The sequence below is a fragment of the Cobetia sp. AM6 genome (assembly GCF_009617955.1).
In the GTDB taxonomy this organism is placed as follows: Bacteria; Pseudomonadota; Gammaproteobacteria; order Pseudomonadales; family Halomonadaceae; genus Cobetia; species Cobetia amphilecti.
In genome coordinates, this window is sequence record NZ_AP021868.1 from 3,156,296 (window position 1) to 3,180,476 (window position 24,181).

At 64.7% G+C, this 24,181-nt stretch carries 22 protein-coding genes; 8 read left to right on the plus strand and 14 right to left on the minus strand.

The genetic code is table 11. The features are described 5' to 3' along the window. Positions 1–26: 26 nt before the first annotated feature. The 9 genes from CLAM6_RS13255 to CLAM6_RS13295 form a co-directional block, all read right to left on the minus strand. Positions 27–923, minus strand: coding sequence for an HAD-IIB family hydrolase (locus CLAM6_RS13255; protein ID WP_153636354.1), 897 nt, complete (start codon positions 921–923; stop codon positions 27–29). Positions 924–1,219: 296 nt separating this feature from the next. Then, positions 1,220–2,521 (minus strand): TRAP transporter large permease, encoded by a 1,302-nt coding sequence (locus CLAM6_RS13260; protein ID WP_043331381.1) that lies wholly within the window; start codon positions 2,519–2,521, stop codon positions 1,220–1,222. Then, the gene (locus tag CLAM6_RS13265) at positions 2,521–3,177 is read right to left on the minus strand and encodes a TRAP transporter small permease subunit (RefSeq protein WP_153636355.1); all 657 of its coding nucleotides are present in this window, start codon (positions 3,175–3,177) and stop codon (positions 2,521–2,523) included. The genes CLAM6_RS13260 and CLAM6_RS13265 overlap by 1 nt, the downstream gene beginning before the upstream one ends. A 169-nt stretch (positions 3,178–3,346) precedes the next feature. Beyond that, a complete protein-coding gene (locus CLAM6_RS13270; protein ID WP_153636356.1) occupies positions 3,347–4,429 on the minus strand; it encodes a TRAP transporter substrate-binding protein in 1,083 nt (360 codons plus the stop codon). Positions 4,430–4,521: 92 nt separating this feature from the next. Further along, the gene (locus CLAM6_RS13275; protein WP_153636357.1) at positions 4,522–5,421 is read right to left on the minus strand and encodes a FadR/GntR family transcriptional regulator; all 900 of its coding nucleotides are present in this window, start codon (positions 5,419–5,421) and stop codon (positions 4,522–4,524) included. 222 nt (positions 5,422–5,643) lie between these two features. Next, positions 5,644–5,925: a DUF6506 family protein gene (locus CLAM6_RS13280; protein WP_153636358.1), complete on the minus strand. Its 282-nt coding sequence runs from the start codon at positions 5,923–5,925 to the stop codon at positions 5,644–5,646. Between the two features lie 277 nt (positions 5,926–6,202). Further along, positions 6,203–7,465 carry a serine hydroxymethyltransferase gene (glyA, locus tag CLAM6_RS13285; protein ID WP_153636359.1) on the minus strand — a complete coding sequence of 421 codons (1,263 nt, stop codon included), beginning with the start codon at positions 7,463–7,465 and terminating at the stop codon, positions 6,203–6,205. 232 nt (positions 7,466–7,697) lie between these two features. Then, positions 7,698–10,421: an ABC transporter permease gene (locus CLAM6_RS13290; RefSeq protein WP_153636360.1), complete on the minus strand. Its 2,724-nt coding sequence runs from the start codon at positions 10,419–10,421 to the stop codon at positions 7,698–7,700. Further along, positions 10,414–11,217, minus strand: coding sequence for an ABC transporter ATP-binding protein (locus CLAM6_RS13295; protein ID WP_153636361.1), 804 nt, complete (start codon positions 11,215–11,217; stop codon positions 10,414–10,416). Before CLAM6_RS13295 ends, CLAM6_RS13290 begins: the two co-directional genes overlap by 8 nt. A 92-nt stretch (positions 11,218–11,309) precedes the next feature. On the opposite strand from CLAM6_RS13295, the gene CLAM6_RS13300 reads away from it, so the two are divergent. Together CLAM6_RS13300 and ppk2 are read left to right on the plus strand one after the other, a co-directional pair. After that, entirely contained in the window at positions 11,310–12,050 is a 741-nt protein-coding gene (locus tag CLAM6_RS13300; RefSeq protein ID WP_153636362.1) for an arylesterase, read from the plus strand. Between the two features lie 190 nt (positions 12,051–12,240). Next, positions 12,241–13,146 (plus strand): polyphosphate kinase 2, encoded by a 906-nt coding sequence (ppk2, locus tag CLAM6_RS13305; protein ID WP_153636363.1) that lies wholly within the window; start codon positions 12,241–12,243, stop codon positions 13,144–13,146. Positions 13,147–13,185: 39 nt separating this feature from the next. Here the strand turns inward: ppk2 and CLAM6_RS13310 are convergent, their stop codons facing one another. After that, positions 13,186–14,106, minus strand: a complete 921-nt coding sequence (locus CLAM6_RS13310) for a DMT family transporter (RefSeq protein ID WP_153636364.1) — start codon at positions 14,104–14,106, stop codon at positions 13,186–13,188. Between the two features lie 144 nt (positions 14,107–14,250). Here CLAM6_RS13310 and CLAM6_RS13315 point away from each other — a divergent pair, with 144 nt between their 5' ends. Beyond that, positions 14,251–15,276 (plus strand): zinc transporter ZntB, encoded by a 1,026-nt coding sequence (locus CLAM6_RS13315; protein WP_153636365.1) that lies wholly within the window; start codon positions 14,251–14,253, stop codon positions 15,274–15,276. A gap of 53 nt (positions 15,277–15,329) precedes the next feature. Here the strand turns inward: CLAM6_RS13315 and CLAM6_RS13320 are convergent, their stop codons facing one another. After that, entirely contained in the window at positions 15,330–15,653 is a 324-nt protein-coding gene (locus CLAM6_RS13320; protein WP_054555551.1) for a SelT/SelW/SelH family protein, read from the minus strand. A 354-nt stretch (positions 15,654–16,007) separates the two neighbouring features. On the opposite strand from CLAM6_RS13320, the gene CLAM6_RS13325 reads away from it, so the two are divergent. The 5 genes from CLAM6_RS13325 to CLAM6_RS13345 all read left to right on the plus strand — a co-directional run bounded on the left by CLAM6_RS13325 (position 16,008) and on the right by CLAM6_RS13345 (position 22,087). Continuing rightward, the gene (locus CLAM6_RS13325; protein ID WP_242007829.1) at positions 16,008–17,315 is read left to right on the plus strand and encodes an MFS transporter; all 1,308 of its coding nucleotides are present in this window, start codon (positions 16,008–16,010) and stop codon (positions 17,313–17,315) included. A 263-nt stretch (positions 17,316–17,578) separates the two neighbouring features. Beyond that, positions 17,579–18,019 carry a PAS sensor domain-containing protein gene (locus tag CLAM6_RS13330; protein ID WP_043331389.1) on the plus strand — a complete coding sequence of 147 codons (441 nt, stop codon included), beginning with the start codon at positions 17,579–17,581 and terminating at the stop codon, positions 18,017–18,019. Between the two features lie 299 nt (positions 18,020–18,318). Next, on the plus strand, positions 18,319–18,564 hold the full coding sequence (locus tag CLAM6_RS13335) for a PA3496 family putative envelope integrity protein (RefSeq protein WP_054555553.1): 246 nt from the start codon (positions 18,319–18,321) through the stop codon (positions 18,562–18,564). A gap of 193 nt (positions 18,565–18,757) precedes the next feature. Then, positions 18,758–20,419: an energy-dependent translational throttle protein EttA gene (ettA, locus tag CLAM6_RS13340; RefSeq protein ID WP_043331392.1), complete on the plus strand. Its 1,662-nt coding sequence runs from the start codon at positions 18,758–18,760 to the stop codon at positions 20,417–20,419. Positions 20,420–20,737: 318 nt separating this feature from the next. Further along, positions 20,738–22,087, plus strand: a complete 1,350-nt coding sequence (locus CLAM6_RS13345) for a DUF2254 domain-containing protein (RefSeq protein WP_159055846.1) — start codon at positions 20,738–20,740, stop codon at positions 22,085–22,087. Positions 22,088–22,260: 173 nt separating this feature from the next. Here CLAM6_RS13345 and CLAM6_RS13350 read toward each other — a convergent pair whose 3' ends face one another. The 3 genes from CLAM6_RS13350 to lpxL all read right to left on the minus strand — a co-directional run bounded on the left by CLAM6_RS13350 (position 22,261) and on the right by lpxL (position 24,165). Further along, the gene (locus CLAM6_RS13350; RefSeq protein ID WP_043331394.1) at positions 22,261–22,422 is read right to left on the minus strand and encodes a DUF1328 domain-containing protein; all 162 of its coding nucleotides are present in this window, start codon (positions 22,420–22,422) and stop codon (positions 22,261–22,263) included. 433 nt (positions 22,423–22,855) lie between these two features. Next, complete coding sequence (locus CLAM6_RS13355; protein WP_153636367.1) at positions 22,856–23,239, minus strand: TlpA family protein disulfide reductase; 384 nt, start codon at positions 23,237–23,239, stop codon at positions 22,856–22,858. An 8-nt stretch (positions 23,240–23,247) separates the two neighbouring features. Next, entirely contained in the window at positions 23,248–24,165 is a 918-nt protein-coding gene (gene lpxL, locus CLAM6_RS13360; RefSeq protein ID WP_153636368.1) for an LpxL/LpxP family Kdo(2)-lipid IV(A) lauroyl/palmitoleoyl acyltransferase, read from the minus strand. Between the last annotated feature and the right edge of the window lie 16 nt (positions 24,166–24,181).

A 24,181-nucleotide genomic window follows, 5' to 3' on the forward strand; every position in this document is an offset into this window, starting at 1 on the left:
TGCCGAAGACACGCATCAGGCAGGCGTCAGGCGCCCAGACCTCTGGATGTCCATTCTTCCGGCTGGCCATTGGCCAGCCAGTGACGCAATCCCTCGACCCATCCCTGCGGTCCGGGGAGATTGGCGCGAAAACAGCGGCGCTCATCCGCCAGTAGCGGATAATCGGCAAGCTCCCGATCACGCTGAGAGGTATCACCGACGCCGGGGATCAGCACAGCGTTGTCGACCGCGGCCAGCAGTGGCAGGTCATTGGCGCCATCGCCGAAGCCCAGCGTCCAGGGGCGCACCCGCTCGTAGAGCCGGTAGCGGGCGATCAGATAGCGCGCTGCCACGCCCTTGTCGCTGTCCCCGGTCACGTGATGGAAGCGCCCACCACGTGTCAGCTTGAGGCCATGGCTGGCCAGACGCGTGCGAAAGTCCTCGAGACGCTCCGGCGCGTCACGCCACACCAGCGGTTCACTGGCATCACGCTGTCCCGCCAGGGCCGCGTCGCCCTCCCCCAGCCCCGTCAGCTCGCTGATTCTCGCCACCGACATCGAGGCAAAGCCCTCGAAGGCGAACTCCCCGCTCAGCTCCTCCAGCACCGCGAGAATCCTGTCGCGGGGCATCGCCACCGCGATACGACACAGGCCGTGTGCGTCCGGGGCGCTGGCCTCTTCCAGCGGGTAGGCACTCAGCCAATCGGCCGGCAACGCCACCACGCCGCCGTTTTCGGCGATCCACGGCTGGCCCGCCAAGCCCAGCGAGTCCATCAGCGGCGCCAGTTCGGCCGCCGTCTTGGAGGTGTTGGGGACGATCCAGGCACCGCGCGCGCGCAGGCGGGTCAGCCAGCTGCGCGCCGCCCCAGGCGAGTAATCGTGGTGATCCAGCAGCGAGCCATCCAGATCGGTCAGCAACAACAGCGGTGCTTGAGTCTCTGACATGTGAACTCTCCTCGTGAAGTGCTGCAGCGTGTCGGGGGTCACCTCGACAGGATCTCGTGGCACCGGACAGGCATTGCAAGAGCATTGCAGGGAATGTGCCAAGATGGTGCAGCTGCCATGACAGCCTGCCCCTTCTCACCGTGGCTGTGTTTGTGCGTCCGCTCATTTGCACCATAAAAGAGCACAAAGCCTGCCATGCATGCCCCCTCGCCACACGACGGCGCAAATCTTTCGTCACCAACGACGACGCCCTCGCATCTGCGAGGGCGTCGAGTCTACGGCTAAGTCTGTTGAGACTAGACCAGCCACAGCGACAGTTGCGGCCACAGCAGCAACATCGCCAGCACGCACAGCTGGATGGCGATGAACGGCAGCAGCGAGACGAAGATATCCTTGAGACTGATGCCTTCCGGTGCCACGCCTTTCAGATAGAAGGCGGCAGGCCCGAAGGGTGGCGACAGGAAGGACACCTGCATGTTGACCGCGAACAGCACACCGAACCATACCGGGTCGTAGCCGAGCTGCACGATGATCGGCACGAAGATCGGCAGGGTCAGCATCGCGATGCCGATCCAGTCGAGGAACAGCCCCAGCAGCAGCAGGATCGCCATCATCACCATGATGATCGCCAGCGGCGGGATATCCAGGCCGAGAATCATGCTCGACACGAAGCGGTTGCCGCCCATCAGGTTGTAGACCCCGACCAGTGCCGCCGCGCCGATACCGATCCAGATGATCATGCCGCAGGTGTTCATGGTCTGGGACAGCGCACGCTGCATCAGGGTGATGGAGAACTCGCCGCGCAGCATCACCGCCACCAGCACGCCGAAGCTGCCCATCGCCGCGGCTTCGGTCACCGAGGCCACGCCACCGTAGATGGAGCCCAGCACCAGCCCCGCGATGACCGCCGGCACACCGATGGCCTTGAGCAGCTCACGCTTGCTCTGGAAGCTGGCGCGGCGCTCCTCCTCGGGCATCACCGGCCCCAGTGAAGGGTTGCGCAGGCAGCGGATCAGCACGTAGATGATGTAGCTTGCCATCAGCACGATGGCCGGGGTGATCGCCGCGGTGAACAGGTCCGCGATCGACTGGTTGGCGATCAGGCCATAGATGATCAGCACGATGGAGGGCGGCATCATGGTGCCCAGCGAGCCGCCGGCACACACCACGCCGATGGCGATGTGCTTGTCATAGCCGAGCCTGAGCATCTGCGGCAGTGCCAGAATCCCCAGCAGCACGATCTCGCCGCCGATGATGCCGGACATCGCGGCGAGGAAGAACGCCACCACGATGGTCTGGATCGCCACGCCGCCGGGCAGTCGCCCTGCCATCACGCGCATGGCATTGAACAGGTCCTTGGCGATCCCCGAGCGATCCAGCAGCGAGGCCATCAACACGAACATCGGCACCGCCACCAGCGAATACTCGGTGACGAAGCCATAGACACGACTGGTGACCAGCGGCAGCGCCATCGGGCCGAACCAGCCGAAGGTGTAGGCCAGCGCGACCAGGCCGGTGACGAAGGCCAGCGGCAGGCCGGTGACCAGCAGCGCGAAGATGCCGCCGACCAGCAGCATCGTAGCCGTTGCAATATCCATCAGCGCGGCTCCTTGTGGTCAGCTGTGGCGTCGGGAGCGGCATCGGAAGTGGCGTCGGATGCGCCACTTCCCTCACTGCCGCCCTCGGGCGGGCGGGGCGAGAAGAAGGTCTGGTAGAGATGCCACAGCGCCTGCAGGGTCATCACCGCCAGCGCGAACAGGATCACGCCCTTGGTCAGCGCCGGAAACGGCGGATTCCATGAGGTGCCGGATCGCTCCAGCTGCCACTCGCCCAGCGGACTGTGCGAGGCACGCCAGAACATCACCCAGCCCGCATAGCTCATCGCCAGACAGAAGACGAACGTCATCACGTCATTGAAACAGTCCAGCACGTAGCGAAAGCGCGTGCCGACCAGGTCGTAGAGCACACGCACGCGAATATGGCGATTGTTGGCCAGGGCCGCCGGGCCGCCCAGCGCGAAGCTGGTCGCGACCAGGAAGATCACCGTCTCGTGCACCCAGGAGGTCGGCGAATCGAGGCCGTAGCGCATCACCACCTCGAACACGCTGATCGCCATCGCCAGCAATACCAGCCACGCCGCGGCGCGCGTGCCCTTGCCCACCAGGCGGTCCAGCGGCGTCCGCGTGCCCAGATTCGGGTCGTGGTCATCCGACGCCTCGGGTAGCCCCGGCGACGCCACATCATGTTCTGCCATATCGAATTCCTTGCTGACTCGCTGCCTCAAGGAGAATCGGCGCGCCCAGTGAGCACGCCGACCTTGATCTCCCGCGTCTTTATCGTTCTGCGATCGTGTGGCCAAAAGCGTGGTTAGCTGATGCCTCTTGCCACACGGCGGCTGGCGCCCATCCCGCGCGCCAGCGGGCTCACATCAGGTTGCGGTCGGTCAGGAAGCTGACCACGGACTCGTAGACCTTGCCGGTCAGCTCATTCTTCTCGGCCCACACCTTCCACTCCTGCTGCGCGATGCGACGGAACTTGGCGCGCTCCTCCGGCGCCATGTCGATCACCTCAATATCCGGATTGGCACGCGCCGCGCTCACCGCCTTGATGTCACGCGCCTTGAGGGTGAAGACCATGTCGTAGGCCATCGCATCGGTGGCGCTCTCCATGATCGCCTTGAGATCCGCCGGCAGGCCGTCCCAGATGCCCTTGTTCATCGACACCGCCACCATCGGCAGGGAGTGGAAGCCCGGGTAGGACGGGTACTTGGCGAAGCTGTGCAGGCCCTGGTCATCATTGGTGGCGAAGACGGTGTAATCCGCCGCGTCGATCACGCCCTTCTCCAGACCGGTGTAGACCTCGGAGCCCGGCAGGTTGACGGGCGCCGCGCCAGCTTTCTGGAAAATGTTGTAGACCATGCCTTCCGGGGCACGCACCTTGAGGCCCTTGAGGTCATCGACGGTGCGTACCGGCTTCTTGGAGACGAAGGACTCAAGCCCGGTGGCGCCCGCGCCGATCAGGTGCACGCCGTAGGGCTCGACCAGCTCGTTGTAGAGCTCCTCACCGCCGCCGTGCTGCATGTACTCGAGATATTCCAGCGGGTCACCCCAGGCGCCCACCAGATTGCCCAGCATGCCGAAGGCCGGATTCTGGCCCGAGAAGTAGGACGGATCGGTCAGGTGGCCCTGCAGGATGCCGGCGCTGACGGCGTCCAGCGTCTGGTTGGCCTGCACCACGGCATTGACCGGCAGGATCTCGATGGCGATGCGGCCATCCGACATGGTCTTGATGCTGTCGGCCCAGGCCTTCTTGACCTCGAACTGCGGCTCCCCGGCCGTCTCGGAGGTCTGGAAGGTCCATTCATACTCGGCGGCCCAGCTCGGTGTGGCGATCAGCGTGGCGGCCACGGCGGTGGACAGAGCCAGCGCCTTGAGCGTGACACGGGCGGGAGCGGCAGTGGTGCGCGGCGAGGTAGTGGTGAGCGGCGAGATAGTGGAACGCGGCATGGTGAAACTCCTGGCTTGTTGTTATGACGTTCTAGGGTCAGTGGAAGACGTGCAGGCACTTCCCGGCGTGGCGAAACGCCGCGAGGTGCCGTTCACTCGCTTGATAGCGGTGCAGACAGGCTGGGCAGCTGGCCGAAGCGGCGCAGCAGCTCCAGCGGTTCCTGGGCGCGCCCGGCGGGATGGCTGCCTTCAGAGGCCGCAGGCATGGCAAGCCCGAGGTCCTGACCGGTGCGGTCCAGCACATGCAGGGTCGCGGCGTGGGCGGCATCGGGCTGGCGCAGACGAATCGCCTCCATCACCGCGCGATGGCGGCCGAGGCTGTCGCCCAGCTCCGAGGCATTGTGATTGGAAGTCGCCACCAGCAGGCTGATCGACGGCTTGAGCACATGGCCAAGCTGCGCCCAGATGACGTTGTGGGTCGCGGCGAAGATGGCGTCGTGGAAGGCGATATCGGCGCGGTCGAACTCCTCCATGGCGCTGCCGCCATGCACCGCTGCGGCCATGCCGTCGTAGGCCTGCTCGATGGCGGACAGGTCCTGGGCGGTGGCCTCGGTGGCTGCCAGAGCGGCGACGAAGGGTTCGATGGAGATACGGAAGGCGTAGATGTCCCGCGCCAGCTGCGGATGCGGCATCGCGTAGCGCGTCATCCAGCCGGTCACGCGCGGATCGAGCAGATGCCACTCGCTGAGCGGATTGACGCGGGTGCCCTGGCCGGTGGTGCGGGTGAGAATCCCGGCATTGACCAGGCTCTGGATCGCGGTGCGCACGGTGGCGCGGCTCTGGGCGTGCTGATCACACAGGTCCAGCTCACGAGGAATCAGGCTGCCCGGCGGGTAGCGATTCTCGAAGATGGCCTGCGCCAGCCATTCGGCGACATCGACACGCGCGGTCGAGGTGTCTCCAGCTGAGGCAGACGCTGTGGATACGGGCGTTGAAGAAGAGGCATTGGTGCGCGGGCTGCCGCCAGCGGCACTCGTGGGAGGCGTGGTCATGATCGAACGTTCCTTGATGGCGTGGCGCGTCATTTGTAGCTCGCGCACATCCTTCATGGGATGCATCGCGGCGCGCTCTTGTCCGTCAAGGAATAGCCCATGTCAGACATGCCAACAAGACACCCTAGACCAAGGGTGGGACCCGACTTTGGTCACACCTTTACGCAAATCCCTGTTGCGAAAGGGCTATTCAGGTACTGGCAATTCCCCCGTGTGCTGGCGTCAGGCCGTGAATCGCACGCGGCCGATCGACACCGTACGCTCGGCACCGCTGTCTGCCACCACCGTTCTCAGCGCTGCCTCGCCTGCCGCGCCGAAGCTGGCCGACAGCTCGATCTGGCTGACGCCCTGGGCGACCAGCTCACTGACCAGCCGCTCGGCCGCCCTCAGCGTCCCCAGCGTGGCGACGGAAATGCGGACCTCGCCGCTGCCCTGACTGCTCAGTGAGGTATTGCCGCTGTTCTCGACCAGGATCAGAAAGGCATGGTGCTGCATGACGGCCATGAAAGCCTCCTTGCACGAAGATGAGCAGAGTGTGTCCGGCATCGAGAATAGCGTAGCGCGTCCGCTCCCGGGCACAGGCTGATCTTTCTGAGCGCTGGTTGACCACTCTCCCACCCCGCTGCGCACCACACCGCTCGGACTCGTCTGGCCGTGGTGCGGGCACAAAAAAACGCCTGCCGCTTGCGCGACAGGCGTTTCTTATCTGGTGCATGACAGCGTTACGCCTCTGTCAGCACTGCTACGGTGAGGGCCAGCCGGGCTGGCACCTCGTCACGCCTCAGGCGTAGACCGGCAGACGTGCACAGACGGCGGAGACCTTGGCCTGCACCTCGGCTTCGGCAGCGGCGGAATCGCCGGCGACCATCGCATCGAGGATATCGCAGATCCAGCCGGCCAGTTCCAGACACTCCTGCTCCTGGAAGCCACGCGTGGTGACGGCCGGAGTCCCGATACGCAGACCGGAGGTGACGAACGGCGACTGCGGGTCACCCGGTACGGCGTTCTTGTTGACGGTGATGTGGGCACGGCCCAGCGCAGCGTCAGCGTCCTTGCCGGTCAGGCCCTGCTTGACCAGAGACAGCAGGAACAGGTGGTCTTCGGTGCCGCCGGAGACGACTTCGAAGCCGCGCTCCAGGAACACGGACGCCATCGCCTTGGCGTTCTTGACCACTTGCTTCTGGTAAGTGGTGAAGGCCGGGTCCATCGCTTCCTTGAAGCAGACCGCCTTGGCCGCGATGACGTGCATCAGCGGGCCGCCCTGGCCACCCGGGAAGACAGCGGAGTTCAGCTTCTTCTCGATGTCGGCATCGCCTTCGGCGGACAGGATCAGGCCGCCACGCGGACCGCGCAGGGTCTTGTGCGTGGTGGTGGTGACGACGTGGGCGTGGGGCAGCGGGCTGGGGTAGACGCCAGCGGCGACCAGACCGGCCACGTGGGCCATATCGACCAGCAGGTAGGCACCCACTTCGTCGGCGATCTTGCGGAACTCGGCCCAGTCGATGATCTGGGAGTAGGCGGAGAAGCCGGCGATGATCATCTTCGGCTTGTGCTCACGCGCCAGACGCGCGACTTCGGCGTAGTCGATCAGGCCGTTCTCGCCCAGACCGTACTGCACGGCGTTGTAGTGCTTGCCGGAGAAGTTCGGACGTGCACCGTGAGTCAGGTGACCCCCCGCGTCCAGGCTCATGCCCAGAATGGTGTCGCCCGGCGAGACCAGCGCCTGGAAGACGGCACTGTTGGCCTGGGAACCGGCGTGCGGCTGAACGTTGGCGTAGGTAGCACCGAACAGTTCGCAGGCACGATCGATGGCCAGCTGCTCGACCTTGTCGACGAACTCGCAACCGCCGTAGTAACGCTTGCCCGGGTAGCCTTCCGCGTACTTGTTGGTCAGCTGGGAGCCTTGCGCCTGGATGACGCGGGGGCTGGCGTAGTTCTCGGAGGCGATCAGCTCGATGTGAGCTTCCTGGCGAACGACTTCGTCGTCCATGGCGCTCAGGAGCGCATCATCAAAACCGGCAATCTGCATGTCACGGGTGAACATCGGGTGTCCTCGCCTGAAGGGTGATGACGACAGCGAATTCCGGCGCGGCCGGCTCGCCATCTGGGGGTAAGATCAGGACCAGCATGATACCTCAGCCAGCGGCCCGATTCACATGAATCAGCATCATTGTTAACGCAAGACGGCCCCATGACCGAGACAACGATCATGAGGCCGCAGGTTGAGGTCGTCAGGCGTCATCATCCGGCGCTGCGATGACGAGGCCTGATGGCGCTCACTGCAGGGCGCGCAGCCCCGCCATCGGCGGCTGGCGCCTCACTTCTCTCGACAGCCAGAAGCCCAGCCCGCCGATCAACACGCCACCCGCCAGCGGCAGCAGCACCCACAGCCACGGATGCAGCACCACCGGCAGCCCCAGCCAGCCGGAATAGAGTCCGACCGCCGCGCCTTCGGCGAGCATCGCCGCCAGCAGCCCACTGAGCAGGCCGAGCAGCACGAACTCAGCGGCCTGCAGGCGGGCCAGCAGTCCCTGGCCTGCGCCGAACACCTTGTACAGCGCGCCTTCATGCTCACGTGCCGGACGACTGGCCACCAGTGCCGCGTACAGCACGCTGGCCCCCGCCAGCAGCACCAGCCCCAGAATCAGCTCCACCGCTCGCGACACCTGGGCGATCAGCTCCTGCACGCGGGTCAGGATGGCGTCGATATTGATCAACGACACGCTCGGGTAGTCGCGTACCAGCGGCGCCAGCTTGCGCTCATCCTCGAGATGAAACGCCGTCATGTAGCTGTGGGCGAAGCTCTCGAGCGCACCGGGCGGGAAGATGACGTAGAAGTTGGGCAGGAAGCTGTCCCAGTCGACATGGCGCAGATTGACCACCTGCGCCTTGACGGTCTCGCTGCCGATGGTGAACGACAGGCTGTCACCGATGACCAGCCCCATGCGCTCGGCAAGCTCCTCCTCCATCGACACCGGCACGCCCTGCGTGGCGGCGAGGCGACTGCGCGTCTCGCTGTCTGCATCGGCGAAGTCACTGATCGGTGCCCACTCGCCCGCCGACAGGCGGTTGTGGTCCGGCAGATCACGATGCCAGGTCAGGTTCAGCTCACGCTGCGGGACGCCCTGCTGCTCGCCGTCCCCCTCGTCGCTGCGTCCTTCCTGCATGCCGCCTGCCGCCGGCTGATCCGACTGGGCTGCCTGCAGGCGCTGCTGGGTGCGTCCCAGCAGGGATTCGCCCTTGAGCGCCGTGATGCGTCCAAGCACCATCGGGTAGAGCTCGCTCTGGCTGTCGCCGGCCTGCTCATCCACCATCGCGGTCAGCTGCTCGCCGAAGGCCTGCTGCTCTCCGGGCTGGATATTGATCGCGAAGTGATTGGGCGCATTGGTCGGAATCTGCGCCTGCCAGCGGGTGATCAGGTCACCGCGTACCAGCGCGATCAACGCCATCGCCGCGAAGGTCACGGCAAAGGCGACCAGCTGACCGAGGCTGGCACCGCGCCGCCTGGCCAGCATGCCGCCGGCGAGGCGAATCGGCCGGTTCCAGCCGCCCTGACCGCGCATGCGTGCCACCACCTTGAGCATCAGCGACAGCAGCAGTTGCCCCACCAGCATCAGCAGGCCCAGCGCGATGATGCCACCGACCAGCAGGCCGGCCGCCAGCATGAGGTCACCCGAGTAGAGCCACATCAGGGCGCCGAACACCAGACTGGCGATCGCCACCACCACCCACGCCGAGGCAGGCAGCGGGGCCAGTTCACGCCGTAGCACCTTGAGCGCGCTGACCTGACGCAGGCGCAGCAGCATCGGGCCGGCAAAACCGACCAGCACCGCCAGCGCCGTCAGAATCCCCAATGCCAGCGGCAGCGGCCCCGGTGCGGGCAGCTCCAGCGGCAGGAAGCGCTCCAGCAGCGCCACCAGTCCCATCTGCCCCAGCAGGCCCAGCACCGCCCCCCCGGTACTCGCCAGCAGGGCCAGCCAGCCAAGCTGGGCCGCGAACAGCCGTGACAACTGACGCTGAGAGGCACCGAAGCAGCGCCACAGTGCGGCGCTATCCAGATGACGCTCCACATAGCGGCGCGTCGACATCGCCACCGCGACCCCGGCCAGCAGCACCGCCACCAGCCCGGCCAGACTCAGGTACTTGTCGGCACGCTCCAGTGAGCGCCCCAGACGCGGGCGGTCTTCGCGCACGTCCTTGAGGCGTACCTCGGCGTTGTCGGCACTCGCCAGCAGCGGCGCGATGGCGTCGCGTGCCTGCTGCACTGCCGCCGGATCGCCCGCCGCCAGCAGGCGATATTCCATCCGCGAGCCGGGCTGGATCAGACCGGTGGCATCGAGATCTTCCATGTTGAACATCAGGCGCGGGCTGAACTCGGAAAAGCCGCCCTGCTGATCAGGCTCACGCGTGATCAGGCCACTGATGGTCAGCTGCTTGCGTCCGACCGTCAGGGTATCGCCGACCTCGGCCGACAGCGCCATGGCCAGGCGCGGCACGATCCACGCCTCGCCCGGCGGCGGAATCTCCGCGCGTGAACTGGTGCCTGGCGCCTGGGCATCCTCTCCCGTGGCATCCGACTCCAGCTCCACCCGCCCGGCGAGCGGATAGCCCGGCGACACCGCCTTGAGGCTCGACAGCACGAAGCTGTCGCCGTGCGAGGCCATCGAGACCATGCCCAGCTGCGGCGACATCTCAAGCCCCGCTGCGCGGAAGGCCTCGGCGAAGCGCGGGTCGAGCGGGTTGCTGGACTCCAGCACCAGGTCTCCGCCGAGCAGCTGGCTCGCCTGGCGATTGAGTCCACGGTCGAGACGATCCAGGAAGAAGCCGATCATGGTGGTCGCGGCGACCGCCAGCATCAGCGCCAGAAAGAGCGCACGCACATCACTGGCGCGCAGGTCACGCAGCAGGCCACGCAGCGCCAGCGGCAGGCGCGCCCCACGCGGGCGCTGCGCGTTGCCGGTAGATGTCGCCGCGCGGTCAGACACCCGGGATTCAGACATCGTCGCCTCCCTGTGGCGTCGCCACGGCCGGCGCACTGGCCTCATCCTTCCACTCCACCAGCTTGCCGGCCTCGAGATTCAGGCAGCGATCACAGCGCCTGGCCAGCGTCAGGTCGTGGGTGACCAGAATCAGCGTGGTGCCCCGCTCGCGGTTGAGGGTGAACAGCAGCTCCGCGATGCGCTCGCCGGTGGCGGTATCCAGGTTGCCGGTCGGCTCATCGGCGAACACCAGCCCCGGCCCCGCGACGAAAGCGCGCGCGATGGCCACGCGCTGCTGCTCGCCGCCGGACAGATGGCGCGGCAGGTGGTCGAGTCGCTCTCCCAGCCCGACCCGCGTCAGCCAGTCACGCGCCTGCGCCTCGATATCGCCCTGCGGGGCCAGCTCCAGCGGCATCAGCACGTTCTCCAGCGCCGTCAGCGTCGGCAGCAGCTGGAAGTTCTGGAACACGAAGCCGACCTGCCCCGCGCGCAGCGCCGCACGACCATCCTCATCAAGCCCTGCAAGCGAGCTTCCGAACAGGCGAATATCGCCCTCGCTCGGGCTGTCCAGCCCCGCCAGCAGGCCCAGCAGCGTCGACTTGCCGGAACCGCTGGCCCCGATGATGGCGACGCTTTCCCCGGCCTGCACGGCAAGCTCCAGGTCCTCGAGGATGGTCAGGCGCCCTTCGCCACTGGTCACCCGCTGCGCCAGCCCGCTCACTTCCAGCACCGGCGCAGGGGTTGCGCTGGCCTGCGCGTCTGACGAGGTTTGATCCGACGCGGGGGGCACGTCGTTAATGGAGGCGTTATGTGACATCGTGTCTGCTCGCTTATGGTAGAGAACGGGGTGGGCACGAACTCCAGACCCCGAAACGGGTATGAATAGTGTGCAGATGATGGAGATGATGAATGCAGAAATGGCTAGTGAATCGCCGCGACACCCAGTGCCTGGCGAGCGGTGGCAAAGCCCCCGGCACACAGGGACTCAAGCGGCTGCGCAATGCCCTCGCCAATACGGCACTGAGCCTCGTGGCCGTGCTGACGCCCCAGGTGGCGCTGGCAGACGCGCCGGCCCCCTGGCTGGTGGTCGGTGACTCCATCTCGGCCGGTTACGGCATCGACAGCAGCCAGGGCTGGGTCGCGCTGCTCGACGAGCGCCTCGAGGACAGCCTGGGCAGCGATGCGCCTGAGGTCATCAATGCCAGCATCAGCGGCGACACGACTGAAGGCGGCCTCAACCGTCTGCCGGCCCTGCTCGCGCGACACGACCCTTCACTGGTGATGATCGAACTGGGCGGCAACGACGGCCTGCGTGGCCTGCCCCCCGCCCGCATGCAGGCCAATCTGGCCAGCATGATCGAGGCCGTGGAGGACGCTGACGCCCAGCCCGTGCTGCTCGGCATCGAGATTCCGCCCAATTACGGCCCGGCCTACACCGATGCCTTCCGTCAGGTCTACCGGGACCTGGCCGACGAATATTCCGTGCCGCTGGTGCCCTTCATCCTCGAAGGCATCGCCACGGCCCCGGCCAGCGAGAAGCTGATGCAGCAGGACCGCATTCACCCCACCGCCAAGGCGCAACCGCAGCTGCTCGACACCATCTGGCCGACACTCGCGCCACTGGCGCAACGCACGGCATCAGCGGAGTGATCAATATCAGGCGCGGCGCATATCACGACAGCTTGCATGCGCCTACCTTGCCGCGAGATGACAATCCGCGCCTGCCTGATAAGTGCCTGTCAGGCAGGCCACCTGGGCCATGAGGCCTTGCAGCGCTGACGTCATCAGCCCGGGTCGTCGGTCGTCAGGGCCAGGCCCCATCCTCACAGGGAGTACTGCCATGAGTAAATCCAACAACAGGAAGGCGGATGCCGGCAAGGCGCATTCGAAGGCCAAGGATGCCAAGGGCAAGGCCAGCAAGAAGCACGCCACTGGCGATGCCCCGCGCATGACGCTGGGGCCGGTCTCCAGTGACGCCTACCCCTACGACGAGCGCCTCAAGCGCAAGGTCTATGAGGCCGAGAAGCGCGCGCTGCAGATCGAGCTGCTCAAGGTGCAGCATTGGCTGCGCGACAGTGGCGGGCGTCTGGCCATCGTGTTCGAGGGGCGTGACGCCGCCGGCAAGGGCGGCACCATCAAGCGCTTCATGGAGTATCTCAATCCGCGTTTCGCGCGCATCGTCGCCCTCGACAAGCCCAACGAGACGGAAAAGGGCCAGTGGTATTTCCAGCGCTATGTCTCGCGCTTCCCCACCAGTGGCGAAATCGTGCTGTTCGATCGCAGCTGGTACAACCGCGCGGGGGTCGAGGCGGTGATGGGCTTCGCCACGCCGGAGGAAGTCGAACGCTTCCTGGTGCAGGTGCCCCAGCAGGAGCGCCTGTGGGTCGAGGATGGCCTGCACCTGGTCAAGCTGTACTTCTCGGTATCCCGCGAGGAGCAATCGATCCGCTTCGCCAAGCGCGCCGCCGACCCCCTGACCCACTGGAAGCTGTCACCGATGGACGCCGTGGCGCAGAAGAAATGGGATGAGTACACCGATGCCGCCGAGGCGATGTTCGCGCGCACGCACAGCGATCATGCGCCCTGGACGCTGATCCGCTCCGACGACAAGCGCCGGGCCCGTATCGGCGCGCTGCGCCATGTGCTCAGTCAGCTCGACTACCCCGGCAAGGACAAGAAGATGATCGGCACCCCGGACCCGCTGATCGTGGTGGATGCCGATCGCCTCATCCTGCCCGACGACTGACGATCGAGTGGCGGGCGGTGCGCTGGCGGCACGGCTCGCTCAGGTCGATTGTGACAGCTCAGCCGGCGCCTTCTGCAGCTGCTGCAGGCCGAGTCCGGCCAGAATCAGTACCAGCCCCGCCAGCGTCGAGGTCAGAATCGGCTCGCCGACGATGAAGTGCAGCAGCGTCAAGGAGATGGGCGGCGACAGGAAGATCAGATTGGAGACCTTGGCGGTGCGCGACACCTTGTGCACCGCCAGCTGCCAGAGCACGAAGGCGATGCCCATCTCGCACAGGCCGACATAGATGCCCGCCGTCAGCGCCTGAGGATTGGCACTCTCACCGATGAAGTTGCCGAAGCCCGGCCCGAAGGCCACCAGCAGCGTCAGCACCGGCAAGGCGATGCTGAAATTCTGCCACTGGGCGACCAGCGGCGCGCGCGGGTCACGCGCATTGAGCAACCAGTAGAGCGCCCATAGCAGGGTCGAGCCCAGCGCCAGCCCGACGCCCAACGGGTCGGCGAAGGCGACATTGAATATCTCGCCTCGCGTGGCGATGGTCCACACACCGGCGTAGGCGATCAGCCCCGCTGCGACATCGATGCGCGTCAGGCGCTGCGCGAGAATCGGCACGGCGAGAAAAGCCATCGCCAGTGCCCAGGTGTAATTGAGCGCCATCGCCTCCTGGCCCGGCAGCCGCGCGTAGGCGCCGAACAGCACCAGATAGTAGCCGACCGGATTCATCAGTCCGGCCCAGAGTGCCGTGCGCCAGCCACCCCGCCAGCCGGTGGTGAGCGCTTCGCGCAGCTTGCCCTGACGCCACATCAGCACGCCGATCAACAGCCACGACACCAGTGCCGCCAGCCATACCAGCTCCAGCGGCGACATCTGCTCAAGCGCCAGCTTGAAGGCGGTCGCCACCGTCGACCACAGGGCCACGGCGCCCAGACCGTAGAGCATGGCTTCCCTATCCTGACTCATGGCATCCTTCCTCGCATTTCGGGTATCGCCTTCCTGGCGATGAGTGTCATGGCGATGGCAGCGACAATGCCCACGGCCTGACATTCGAGCATCGCGTGCCCTGCCCGCTGCTGCAAGCCGCGCCACCAAAAAGGAATTTCGTGAATGACTGATGCCACCGATCCGCAAGCCGCGCCGACACCCGCGCCCCTCGCGGGAGATGCCCCGACCACGGCACTGGTCAGCGCCTATCGCCTGGATGGCAAGGGCGGCGCCAGCCTGCTCGATGACGACAGCCTGCGCGAGCAATGGCAGGACCCAGAAGCGCTGATCTGGATGCACCTCGATTACACCCGCGGCGACGTCAATGATTACCTGGACGACCTTGCCCAGCTGGATGAGCCGAGCATCGAGGCCCTGACCGAGCTGGACACCCGCCCGCGCGTGGCGCGCTTCGGCGGCGGCATGGTCACCACGCTGCGTGGTATCAACCTCAATCCCGGCGCCGCGCCGGAGGACCTGCTGTCACTGCGCCTGTGGATGAGCCCGACGCGCCTGATCACCCTGCGCCGCCGGCCGTTCCAGTCGATCACTCAGGTGCGTGAGCAACTGGAAGCCGGCCAGGGCGCGGAAAGCATCTCCTGGTTGCTGGCGATGCTCAGCGATGCGCTGGTCGATCGCGTGGCGGAGCTCAGCCATCGCCTCGATGAACAGCTCGCCATCATCGAGGAAGACCAGCTCAATGATGTCGAGATCGACCCCGATGACATTACCCGCCTGCGGCGTCCCCTGATCACGCTGCGACGCTTCATGGGGCCGCAGCGCGACTGTCTGGCACAACTCTCCCAGGGGCCGCTGTGGATCGATGAACAGGCGCGTCTGGACCTGCGCGAGATCGCCAACCAGCTGTCGCGCTACGTGGAGGATTTCCAGGCCATGCAGGAGCGCGCGCTGATCATCCATGAGCAACGCATGAGCGAGCACAACGAGCAGCTCAACCAGCGCATGTATCTGCTGTCGGTCATCACCGCCGTCTTCCTGCCGCTGGGCTTTCTCACCGGGCTGCTGGGGGTCAACGTCGGTGGCATACCGGGCAGCGACAGCCAGTGGGGCTTCGCTGCCTTCGTCGGCATCACGCTGGGCGTGGTGGCGATGCAGATGTGGCTGCTCAAGCGCAAGAAGTGGTGGTGAGCGCGCCCATGGCGGAGCAAGAGCTGCTTACGAGCTCTGCTTACTAGCCCAGATCATGAACCCTGCTCACGACTGGCGCGGTCGATATGGCCCAGATCGCGCTCAGGATCGAGCACATCACGCACGCGCTGCTTGAGGTCACGACTGTCGGGGAAGCCGCCGTCGCGCTTGCGCTCCCACAGTACCAGCCACTCCGAATCTGGGGTGGCCTGGCACAGCACCTCGAAATGGCCGCCATGACTCGGCGCCAAGGCCACCTCACCGAGGTCTTCTCCGAAGGTGGACAGCAGTTCCTGTGCATACCAGGCCGCTCGCAACAGCCAGTTGCAGCCGGTGCAGTAGTGAATCCGGACTTTCAGCGTGGATGCCTGATCCATGGTGGTGCCTACTCCAATCAATGATGTAATGATCACTTCACTGCACTGTCGCGCAATGGTCAACACCAAAAACCTACACACAAACTGTACATAAACTATACTCGGCGCAGTCATTCCTTCAGTTGACGTCGCACTGCGATCGATCCTTCTTCAACCGGCGACACGGGCGTGATCTGCATCACGACTTCCCGTACACGACGCCGATAGCGGAGCCCTGGCCACATGTCACCCCTGTCTTCCTCTACCGAGGCCTCCTCACCGTCAGACGCTCAAGACCGCGAGACTGAGCGGGAGTCTGCAGACAAAGCCCACGAGAGGCCGTCGGGCAGCGGTCAGAGTCGCTTCTTCGAGCGCATGACCGGCGATGAAGATTCGCGCATGTGCAAGGACATCTCCGAGGATGCCTGCCACCAGCAACCCGGCAATTTCTGGCGTCACCTGCTGGCCTCGCTGGGTACCAAGCTGGCCGACGAGATGGCCAGTGCGCGACTGGTACTGCCGTGGCTATTGGGGTTGATCGGGGCGCCGGTGTGGATGGTGGGGCTGCTGGTGCCGATTCGCGAGGCCGGCGCCCTGCTGCCTCAACTGCTGGTGGCAGGCTTCATTCGTCCGCTGCCACAACGCAAGTGGGTATGGGTCGCCGGGGCCTCCATCCAGGCGCTGATGGCACTGGGGCTGGTGATGATCAGCCTGCTTGCCGAGGGCAACTTCGCCACGCGTCACGGACTCGATGGCACCCTCGCGGGCAGCCTGGTACTGATTCTGTTGATCCTGCTGTCGCTCGGGCGCGGGGTGGCCTCCATCGCCACCAAGGACGTGCTGGGCAAGACCATCGCCAAGAAGCGCCGCGGGCGCCTGATGGGCTGGAGTGGCAGTGTGGCGGGGGCGATGACCCTGCTGGCCGGCGTCGCCTTGATGCTGCTGGGCGAGCAGCCCGGGCAGCAGGTGCTGGCGATACTGATGGCCATCGCGGCGCTGGGCTGGACACTCAATGCCCTGTGCGCCGCCATGATCCGCGAGGACAGCGGTGCCACCAGCGGCGGCGCCAATGCCTGGGAGACAGTGCGCAACGGGGTCATCGAGCTCAAGCATGACGCCGCCTTCCGCAACTTCAATCTGGCACGCGCCCTGCTGCTCTCAAGCGCGCTGGCACTGCCGTATATCGCCTTGCTCGGCCAGCAGCAGAGCGGTGAGAGCCTGGGCGGACTGGGCGTGCTGGTGGTGGTGTCAGGACTGGCCGGCATGCTGGCCAGCCCCATCTGGGGCAGGCTGGCCGACACCTCCAGCCGCCGCGTGATGCGCAACGCAGGGGCCGGCGCCGCCGTCTGCTGCGCCCTGGCCGGCAGCATGGCCTGGTGGCCACAGGCACTGGCCGACAACATCTGGAGCTACGCACTGGTCTACGGGCTGCTGGTGATCGCCCACGCCGGCATCCGCCTGGGACGCAAGACCTACGTGGTCGATCTCGCCACCTCTGACAATCGCGCCCTCTACGTCGCGCTCTCCAACACCCTGACCGGCGTGCTGATGCTGGTACTGGGGTTGTTGATCGGCGGGCTCGCCCAGTGGCTGGGCAGTGAATGGTTGCTGATGATTCTGGCGGTCGTCGCGGCCTGCGCCGCACTCTGCGCGCAGCGCCTGCCGGAGGTGGAGGACGACTGAACATCCGGGGCAGGCATGACGCCCCCCCTGTTACTCCCCTTTCTCCCCCTTCTCTATCTGATCGACTCTCACGCTGACAGGGCCTGACAACGATGTCGGGCCCTGTCACATTAGCGGCTGCGATTGCATAAGCCGCGTCTCCCCGCCATAGTGAAACCGATCATGGTGCTGGAATGTCCGGGCACACGGACAGGCACCCTATACCCGTACTCTCGGGCTCGGTCTTCAGGGCCGGGTTCTTAAGCCGCAAGGATCAGAGTCAGATGAAAAGACCCCACATGATCAGCCCCGAGCTGCTCGAGAGAGTCGTGAATGCCTCGGACGATGGCATCGTGGTGGCGGAACAGGAAGGCGATGAGAACATCCTGATCTACGTGAATCAGGGCTTCGAGCGCCTCACCGGTTACAGCGCCGACGAGATTCTCTACCGCGATTGCCGCTTCCTGCAGAATGATGACCGCGATCAGCCGCAACTGGACAACATCCGTGCCGCGCTGCGCGACAAGCGCCCGTGCCGCGAGATACTGCGCAACTATCGCAAGGATGGCAGCCTGTTCTGGAATGAACTTTCCATGACACCGGTCTTCGATGAGCATGACAACCTGCAGTATTTCGTTGGTGTCCAGAAGGATGTCACCGGCCTGATGACCGCCAAGGAAGAGCTGGAACGTCTGCGCGCGGAGCATCCCAGCGAGTCCAACTGAGCGCCGGACGCTCAAGGCCGCTGAGTGAAGAACGGTCACTGAAGAGCAGTCACTGAAGATCAGGTGCCGCATGGCATCATCAACGCCCACCCCACCGGTGGGCGTTGTCGTTGTGGGCTTCTCGCCAGTGGCAATTGGCGAAAGCTCTGATGAGCTGAGCGAAAGGCTTGTCATCCTCGTCAACGGGCGGTATATAGCCAGAGAGCCTTCGGCGCATCGCCGCTGGCGGTGCCCGGTGTCACAGGCCAGTCCAGGCGCTGGATATCGGGCAGGTCGTTCCAAGATCGTGAGGTCCGCCCATGGCCCGTGAACAATTCCTCGATGATATCGATGCCACGGCACTCGCCGAAGACAGCCCCACCGATGTGGACTTCGAGCTGTCGTCCTCCAGCGCACCTGCCAAGCCACAACGCAATGACTCCCGCCAACGTCTTGAAGCCCTGCTCGAGGAGCGCGCCCTGGCTCGCTCCATCCGCGAAGGCTGGGACGATGAAGCCGATGATGATGATCTGATCGACGCCAGCGACTGGGGCGAAGAGGAATAAGCTCGCCACCAGCGGCGTGCAGGGGAAGGGATACCAGGGAGCGGACAGGCCATGGAAGGGGTCGACGTCAGGACAGGGAATGTCATGCAGTGAGTCGCCGCGCTCGCCTGGCACAGGCTGCCCGGCTGGCCAAGCGTGACGCCGGGCACTATCATCTGCGCGTCATTCCATTCTCCAACCAAATTGGGATTCCATGGCGCAATACGTCTATACCATGAACCGGGTGGGCAAGGTCGTTCCCCCGAAGCGCGAGATTCTCAAGGACATCTCGCTGTCCTTCTTCCCGGGTGCCAAGATCGGTGTGCTCGGTCTCAACGGCTCGGGCAAGTCCTCGCTGCTGCGCATCATGGCCGGCGTCGATCAGGACTACAACGGCGAAGCACGTCCCATGCCGGGTCTGAATGTCGGCTACCTTCCCCAGGAGCCGGAACTGGATGATTCCAAGAACGTGCGCGAGTGCGTGGAAGAATCCCTGGCTCACATCAAGAACGCCCAGACCGAACTTGATGAAGTCTATGCCGCCTACGCCGAGCCGGACGCCGATTTCGACGCCCTCGCCGCGCGTCAGGCCAAGCTGGAAGACCTGATCCAGGCCTCTGACGCCCACAACCTCGAGCGCAAGCTGGAAGTGGCCGCCGAAGCACTGCGCCTGCCGCCGTGGGATGCCAATGTCGGCGTGCTGTCCGGGGGTGAGCGCCGCCGTGTCGCACTGTGCCGCCTGCTGCTCTCGAGCCCGGACATGCTGCTGCTGGACGAGCCGACCAACCACCTGGACGCCGAATCCGTCGCCTGGCTGGAACGCTTCCTGCACGACTACTCCGGCACCGTGGTCGCCATCACCCACGACCGCTACTTCCTCGACAACGTCGCCGGCTGGATTCTCGAGCTGGACCGTGGCCAGGGCATTCCCTTCGAAGGCAACTATTCCTCGTGGCTCGAGCAGAAGGACGCTCGCCTGCAGCAGGAAGCCAAGCAGGAAGCCTCGCGCAACAAGGCCATCCAGCAGGAGCTCGAGTGGGTTCGTCAGAATCCCAAGGGCCGTCAGGCCAAGAGCAAGGCGCGTCTCAACCGCTTCGAGGAAATGCAGTCCGGTGATTTCCAGAAGCGCAACGAGACCAACGAGATCTACATTCCGCCGGGACCGCGCCTGGGCGACAAGGTCATCGAGCTGCACAACGTCACCAAGCGTTTCGACGACAAGCTGCTGTTCGATGATCTGTCCTTCACCATCCCCCAGGGTGCCATCGTCGGTATCGTCGGCGGCAACGGTGCGGGCAAGTCCACGCTGTTCAAGCTGGTGACCGGCAAGGACACCCCGGACAGCGGCGAAGTCGTGCTGGGCGAGACCGTCAAGGTCGCCTACGTCGAGCAGCTGCGTGATGGCCTGGAAGACAATCAGACCGTCTGGGAAGCCGTCTCCGGTGGTCAGGACATGCTCAACATCAATGGCCATGAAGTCTCGTCGCGCGCCTATGTCGGCCGCTTCAACTTCAAGGGCACTGACCAGCAGAAGCGTCTGTCTGATCTGTCCGGTGGTGAGCGTGGCCGTCTGCAGCTGGCCCAGACCCTGAAGCAGGCTGCCAACGTGCTGCTGCTGGATGAGCCGTCCAACGACCTGGACATCGAGACCCTGCGTGCACTCGAAGAGGCCCTGCTGGCCTTCCCGGGCTGCGCGATGGTCATCTCGCACGACCGCTGGTTCCTGGATCGCATCGCGACCCACATCCTCGCCTACGAGGGTGACTCCAACGTGGTGTTCTTCGAAGGCAGCTATACCGAGTACGAAGCGGACTATCACGCGCGTGTCGGCAACGATGCTCCCAAGCGCATGAAGTACAAGCGTATCGACGCCTGATGAGCCTGCAAGGTCAGCCACTCTGATCGACGCAAGCCGCTAGACGCCCTCACCGGTCATCCGGTGGGGGCGTCTTGCCATCGGGCCCTGCTGTTCGTTCCAGTCTGTCCGTTCCAGTCTGTCCGCTCTGTCCGCCCTGTTCGGTACCGCCCGCTCTGCCTGCCCTGTTCTGCTTCTTTTCTCCCCTCCTCACCTCCTGCCCCCTCCTGCCAGCACGCTACGCTGACTTGCAGTGCTCGGCGCGAGCCGTCATAACAGAGGCTTGCCAATCCATCCGTTCGGGAACCGTCTATGAATCGCTGGCTACAGCAACCCCTCATGTGGCTGCGAACCTGGACCACCAGCATCGCCTATCTCCCCAGCATGCTGGCCATGGTCTATACCCTGCTGGGACTGATCTCGGTGATGCCCTCCGGGCTGCCGGACCCTTCCTCGCTGCCGAATAGCGACTTTTTCGAAGCACTGACCTTCAAGCAACATGACACCCCACGTACCCTGCTGGCGGCGCTGGTCGGCGGCCTGATCTCGCTGATGGTCTTCAGTTTCACCATGGTGATGAGCGTGCTCACCCAGGCCGGCGCGCAGTTCTCCCACAAGCTGCTGCTGGGCCTGGTGACCGAGCGCCACCACCAGCTGGTGCTCGGTCACTACCTGGGAAGCCTGCTGTTCCTGCTGGTCAACCTGATGGTGCCCAATACGGGAGACTCCCCGACCCTGTGGCGCTCGCTGGCGGTCTATCTGGGCGTGCTGATGATGGTCAATTGCCTGGGAATGTTCGTCTACTTCATCCATCAGGTCTCGCAGTCGGTACAGATCAACGCCGTCGCGCGGCGCCTGTCCGGACGCACCCGCCTCTCGCTGGAGCGCCTGCGTCAGCGCAATCGTGACGATGGCTTCTGCGAGCGCGAGGTCAGCCGTGACGACGACCAGTGCCAGCTGCTGCGGGCACGCCGGCGTGGCTACATCCAGCAGGTCGATTTCTCGGCGCTGCGCCAGCTGGCCATCAAGCATGACATGGTGGTGCATCTGGATTTCGCGCTGGGCGCCTTCATCGTCAGCGGCATGCCCTTGATGCGCATCGAGTGGCCCAACGGCCTGCCAGAGGGCGCGACGGCAGGGGAAGAGCTCGATGAAGAGCAGCAGGCCGAGTTGATCAAGAACCTGCGTGCCGCGCTTGGCTATCTGGATGGGGAGTCCGTCGAGGACCTGCACGAGCACGGCCTGACCCAGCTGATGGAAGTCGCCATCAAGGCACTGTCACCCGGCATCAATGACCCCGGCACGGCACGGCTGTGCATGCACCAGCTGACGGAGCTGCTAAGCGAGCGCATGTCGGTGCCGCTGTGCAACTGTTGTGTGGATGATCACAAGGCCGTTCGCGTCAGCTGGCAGATGGAGTCCTTCGCAAGCCTCCTCTACCGCTCCATCACGCCGATTCTGCATTATGGCCGTGATGACCTCTCGATCTGTCTGGCCCTGCTGGAGCTGTTGAAGACCCTGTCGCTGATGGGCGCGCAATACGGCCATCTGGTGCTGCTGCAACAGCATGCCGACAAGGTGGTGGAGGCGATTCTCGCCCAGGCCGAATTCGAGGTGGATCGTCGCTTCATCGAACACGGCCTGCAGGCCGGTCACCATCGTCTGAACCTGCCCAGCCCTCAGTGGTAAAAAAGGCCAGCGCCTGAACGAGCAACGCCCGCGACGGTCGATCACCGGCGCGGGCGTTGCTGTCTCTAAGTCGTACTGTCCGTGAGCCGTACTGTCTCGAAGTCGACTATCCGATCACGTGATGGCTTGCGGCCTGTTGCCGTCAGTCTGACCCGTGGCAGGGAATCAGAGCCTCACGGCTTGCGGCGACTCTTGAAGAAGGACACCAGGAACAGCACCAGGAAGATCACGAACAGGACCTTGGCGATGGTCGCTGCGGTGCCGGCGATGCCGCCGAAGCCCAGTACGGCGGCAATGACAGCGACGATCAGAAAGATGATGGCGTAGTTGAGCATGTCAATTCCTTATGTCATGTGAGAATTGTCGCGGCGGAGTCAGCCCCTGACGGATGACGCCTCAGGCGCACTCCAGAGTGCTGAAAGCGGCGATCAGGAGGTGTGTCAGCCACCTGACTCGTTATTGCCAAGATGGTAATAAACTAAAGCTTTGTCAACATGATGTCGCACTTCAGTAAAAGAATTTGCCTCAGCCCTTCTGATGGGTTGAAAGCCTGCCCCGTCATCCGCACGTCTTGTCATAGGCACACGATAGGCGGCACTCGGTTGACCGCACGCATGCAGCTCGGGCAGGTGATGTTGCTTGTCGGGTGCCGCTTTACACAGCAAAGACCCCCCGTTCGGCGAGATGCCGAACGGGGGGTCTTTGCTGTGTGCATCACTCGCGTCATCCCCCTGACAACGGCGGATGATCGATGCCAGGGGTGACGGTCTACAGCGCGGCGATCAAGGCCTCGGCGTAGGCGACGAGATCGGGCTCGCTCATCACCTCGACGCGGTTCAATCCACTGTCGAGGCTCGCCGGCTGGCCGTGGCGAACCAGCAAGGTACGCGGATAGCCCGCACCGCCGATACGCTCACTCAGCTGTGCATGAGCATCGCTGAGATAGACCCCACGGGTCTGCTGCACGCACAGGGTCACCAGTGGCAGACCGCCACGGGCAAGCGCCGCCTCGAAGGCAGGCAATGCCGGACGCTGACGCTCGGTGCAATCCGGGCACCATTCCGCGACCTGATTGAGCACGAAGGTATCGCCAGCGGCCAGCCGCGCTTCCACCTCGGTCAGGGTGACGTGAGAAGAGATGTCGTTGCTCATGGTTCACCTCAGTACAGGGACGGATCGGTTTTCTCGGGACGTGTCTTGAAGCGACGGTGCAGCCACAGATACTGCTCGGGATGCTTGCGGATCGCCCCTTCGATGAAGGCGTTGATGCGCGTGGCATCGGCGACGTCATCGCCACTCGGGAAGTTGTCCAGCGCCGGCAGATACTCCAGCGTATAGGTACGATTGTCCGGATTGCGGTGGAACATCAAGGGCATCACCGGCGCGCCCGTCATGCGGGCGATCTTGGCCGTCAGCTTGATGGAGGCGGCATCGATGCCGAAGAACGGCGCGAACACGCTGACATCACGTCCGAAGTCCTGATCCGGTGAATACCACACGCCATGGCCGCTCTTGATGCGACGTACCACGCCCCGCAGGTCGTGACGATCGATGGCGGTGCCGAAGATGCCATTGCGCGCACGGGTCATGAAGCGCTCGAACAGCGGGTTGTCGTGGGGGCGATAGACGACATCGGCCGGGAAGAACAGCGAGTGCAGGGCGCCGCCCAGATCCAGGGTCGAGAAGTGGATGCCCACGATGAGCGCCCCCTTGCCCTGGGCCATGGCGCGCTCCATGTGCTCCTGCCCCTTGAAGGTCACGCGATCACGCATGTGCTCAGGATCACGACACCAGCCGGTGGCCGTCTCGAAGATACCGATGCCGTTGGCGTGGAAAGTCTTGCGTACCTGACGCGCGCGCTCCGCCTCGCTCCACTCGGGAAAGCACAGCTTGAGATTGGTGTCAGTGATGTGACGACGACGCTTGCCGAAGCGCCATGCCAGCTCACCAAGGCCACGCCCCAGCCACAACTTGGCGCACCAGGGCAGATAGGCCGAAGCCTTCATGGCACCGATGCCCAGCCAGGTCAGCCAGTAGCGGGGGTGTGCAAAACTCTCGGGATAGCTCTTCTTGGCCATGACTCTCTCGTTCGAC

Bases quoted from the DNA above. Each gene is read 5' to 3' on its own strand.
- CLAM6_RS13335 (WP_054555553.1), top strand. From the start codon at position 18,319: ATGGCCCGTGAACAATTCCTCGATGATATCGATGCCACGGCACTCGCC.
- CLAM6_RS13265 (WP_153636355.1), bottom strand. From the start codon at position 3,177: ATGGCAGAACATGATGTGGCGTCGCCGGGGCTACCCGAGGCGTCGGAT.
- ppk2 (WP_153636363.1), top strand. From the start codon at position 12,241: ATGAGTAAATCCAACAACAGGAAGGCGGATGCCGGCAAGGCGCATTCG.
- CLAM6_RS13270 (WP_153636356.1), bottom strand. From the start codon at position 4,429: ATGCCGCGTTCCACTATCTCGCCGCTCACCACTACCTCGCCGCGCACC.
- CLAM6_RS13310 (WP_153636364.1), bottom strand. From the start codon at position 14,106: ATGAGTCAGGATAGGGAAGCCATGCTCTACGGTCTGGGCGCCGTGGCC.
- lpxL (WP_153636368.1), bottom strand. From the start codon at position 24,165: ATGGCCAAGAAGAGCTATCCCGAGAGTTTTGCACACCCCCGCTACTGG.
- CLAM6_RS13330 (WP_043331389.1), top strand. From the start codon at position 17,579: ATGAAAAGACCCCACATGATCAGCCCCGAGCTGCTCGAGAGAGTCGTG.
- CLAM6_RS13290 (WP_153636360.1), bottom strand. From the start codon at position 10,421: ATGTCTGAATCCCGGGTGTCTGACCGCGCGGCGACATCTACCGGCAAC.
- glyA (WP_153636359.1), bottom strand. From the start codon at position 7,465: ATGTTCACCCGTGACATGCAGATTGCCGGTTTTGATGATGCGCTCCTG.
- CLAM6_RS13325 (WP_242007829.1), top strand. From the start codon at position 16,008: ATGACCGGCGATGAAGATTCGCGCATGTGCAAGGACATCTCCGAGGAT.
- CLAM6_RS13315 (WP_153636365.1), top strand. From the start codon at position 14,251: ATGACTGATGCCACCGATCCGCAAGCCGCGCCGACACCCGCGCCCCTC.
- CLAM6_RS13275 (WP_153636357.1), bottom strand. From the start codon at position 5,421: ATGACCACGCCTCCCACGAGTGCCGCTGGCGGCAGCCCGCGCACCAAT.
- CLAM6_RS13260 (WP_043331381.1), bottom strand. From the start codon at position 2,521: ATGGATATTGCAACGGCTACGATGCTGCTGGTCGGCGGCATCTTCGCG.
- CLAM6_RS13280 (WP_153636358.1), bottom strand. From the start codon at position 5,925: ATGGCCGTCATGCAGCACCATGCCTTTCTGATCCTGGTCGAGAACAGC.
- CLAM6_RS13345 (WP_159055846.1), top strand. From the start codon at position 20,738: ATGTGGCTGCGAACCTGGACCACCAGCATCGCCTATCTCCCCAGCATG.
- CLAM6_RS13350 (WP_043331394.1), bottom strand. From the start codon at position 22,422: ATGCTCAACTACGCCATCATCTTTCTGATCGTCGCTGTCATTGCCGCC.
- CLAM6_RS13295 (WP_153636361.1), bottom strand. From the start codon at position 11,217: ATGTCACATAACGCCTCCATTAACGACGTGCCCCCCGCGTCGGATCAA.
- ettA (WP_043331392.1), top strand. From the start codon at position 18,758: ATGGCGCAATACGTCTATACCATGAACCGGGTGGGCAAGGTCGTTCCC.
- CLAM6_RS13320 (WP_054555551.1), bottom strand. From the start codon at position 15,653: ATGGATCAGGCATCCACGCTGAAAGTCCGGATTCACTACTGCACCGGC.
- CLAM6_RS13255 (WP_153636354.1), bottom strand. From the start codon at position 923: ATGTCAGAGACTCAAGCACCGCTGTTGTTGCTGACCGATCTGGATGGC.
- CLAM6_RS13355 (WP_153636367.1), bottom strand. From the start codon at position 23,239: ATGAGCAACGACATCTCTTCTCACGTCACCCTGACCGAGGTGGAAGCG.
- CLAM6_RS13300 (WP_153636362.1), top strand. From the start codon at position 11,310: ATGCAGAAATGGCTAGTGAATCGCCGCGACACCCAGTGCCTGGCGAGC.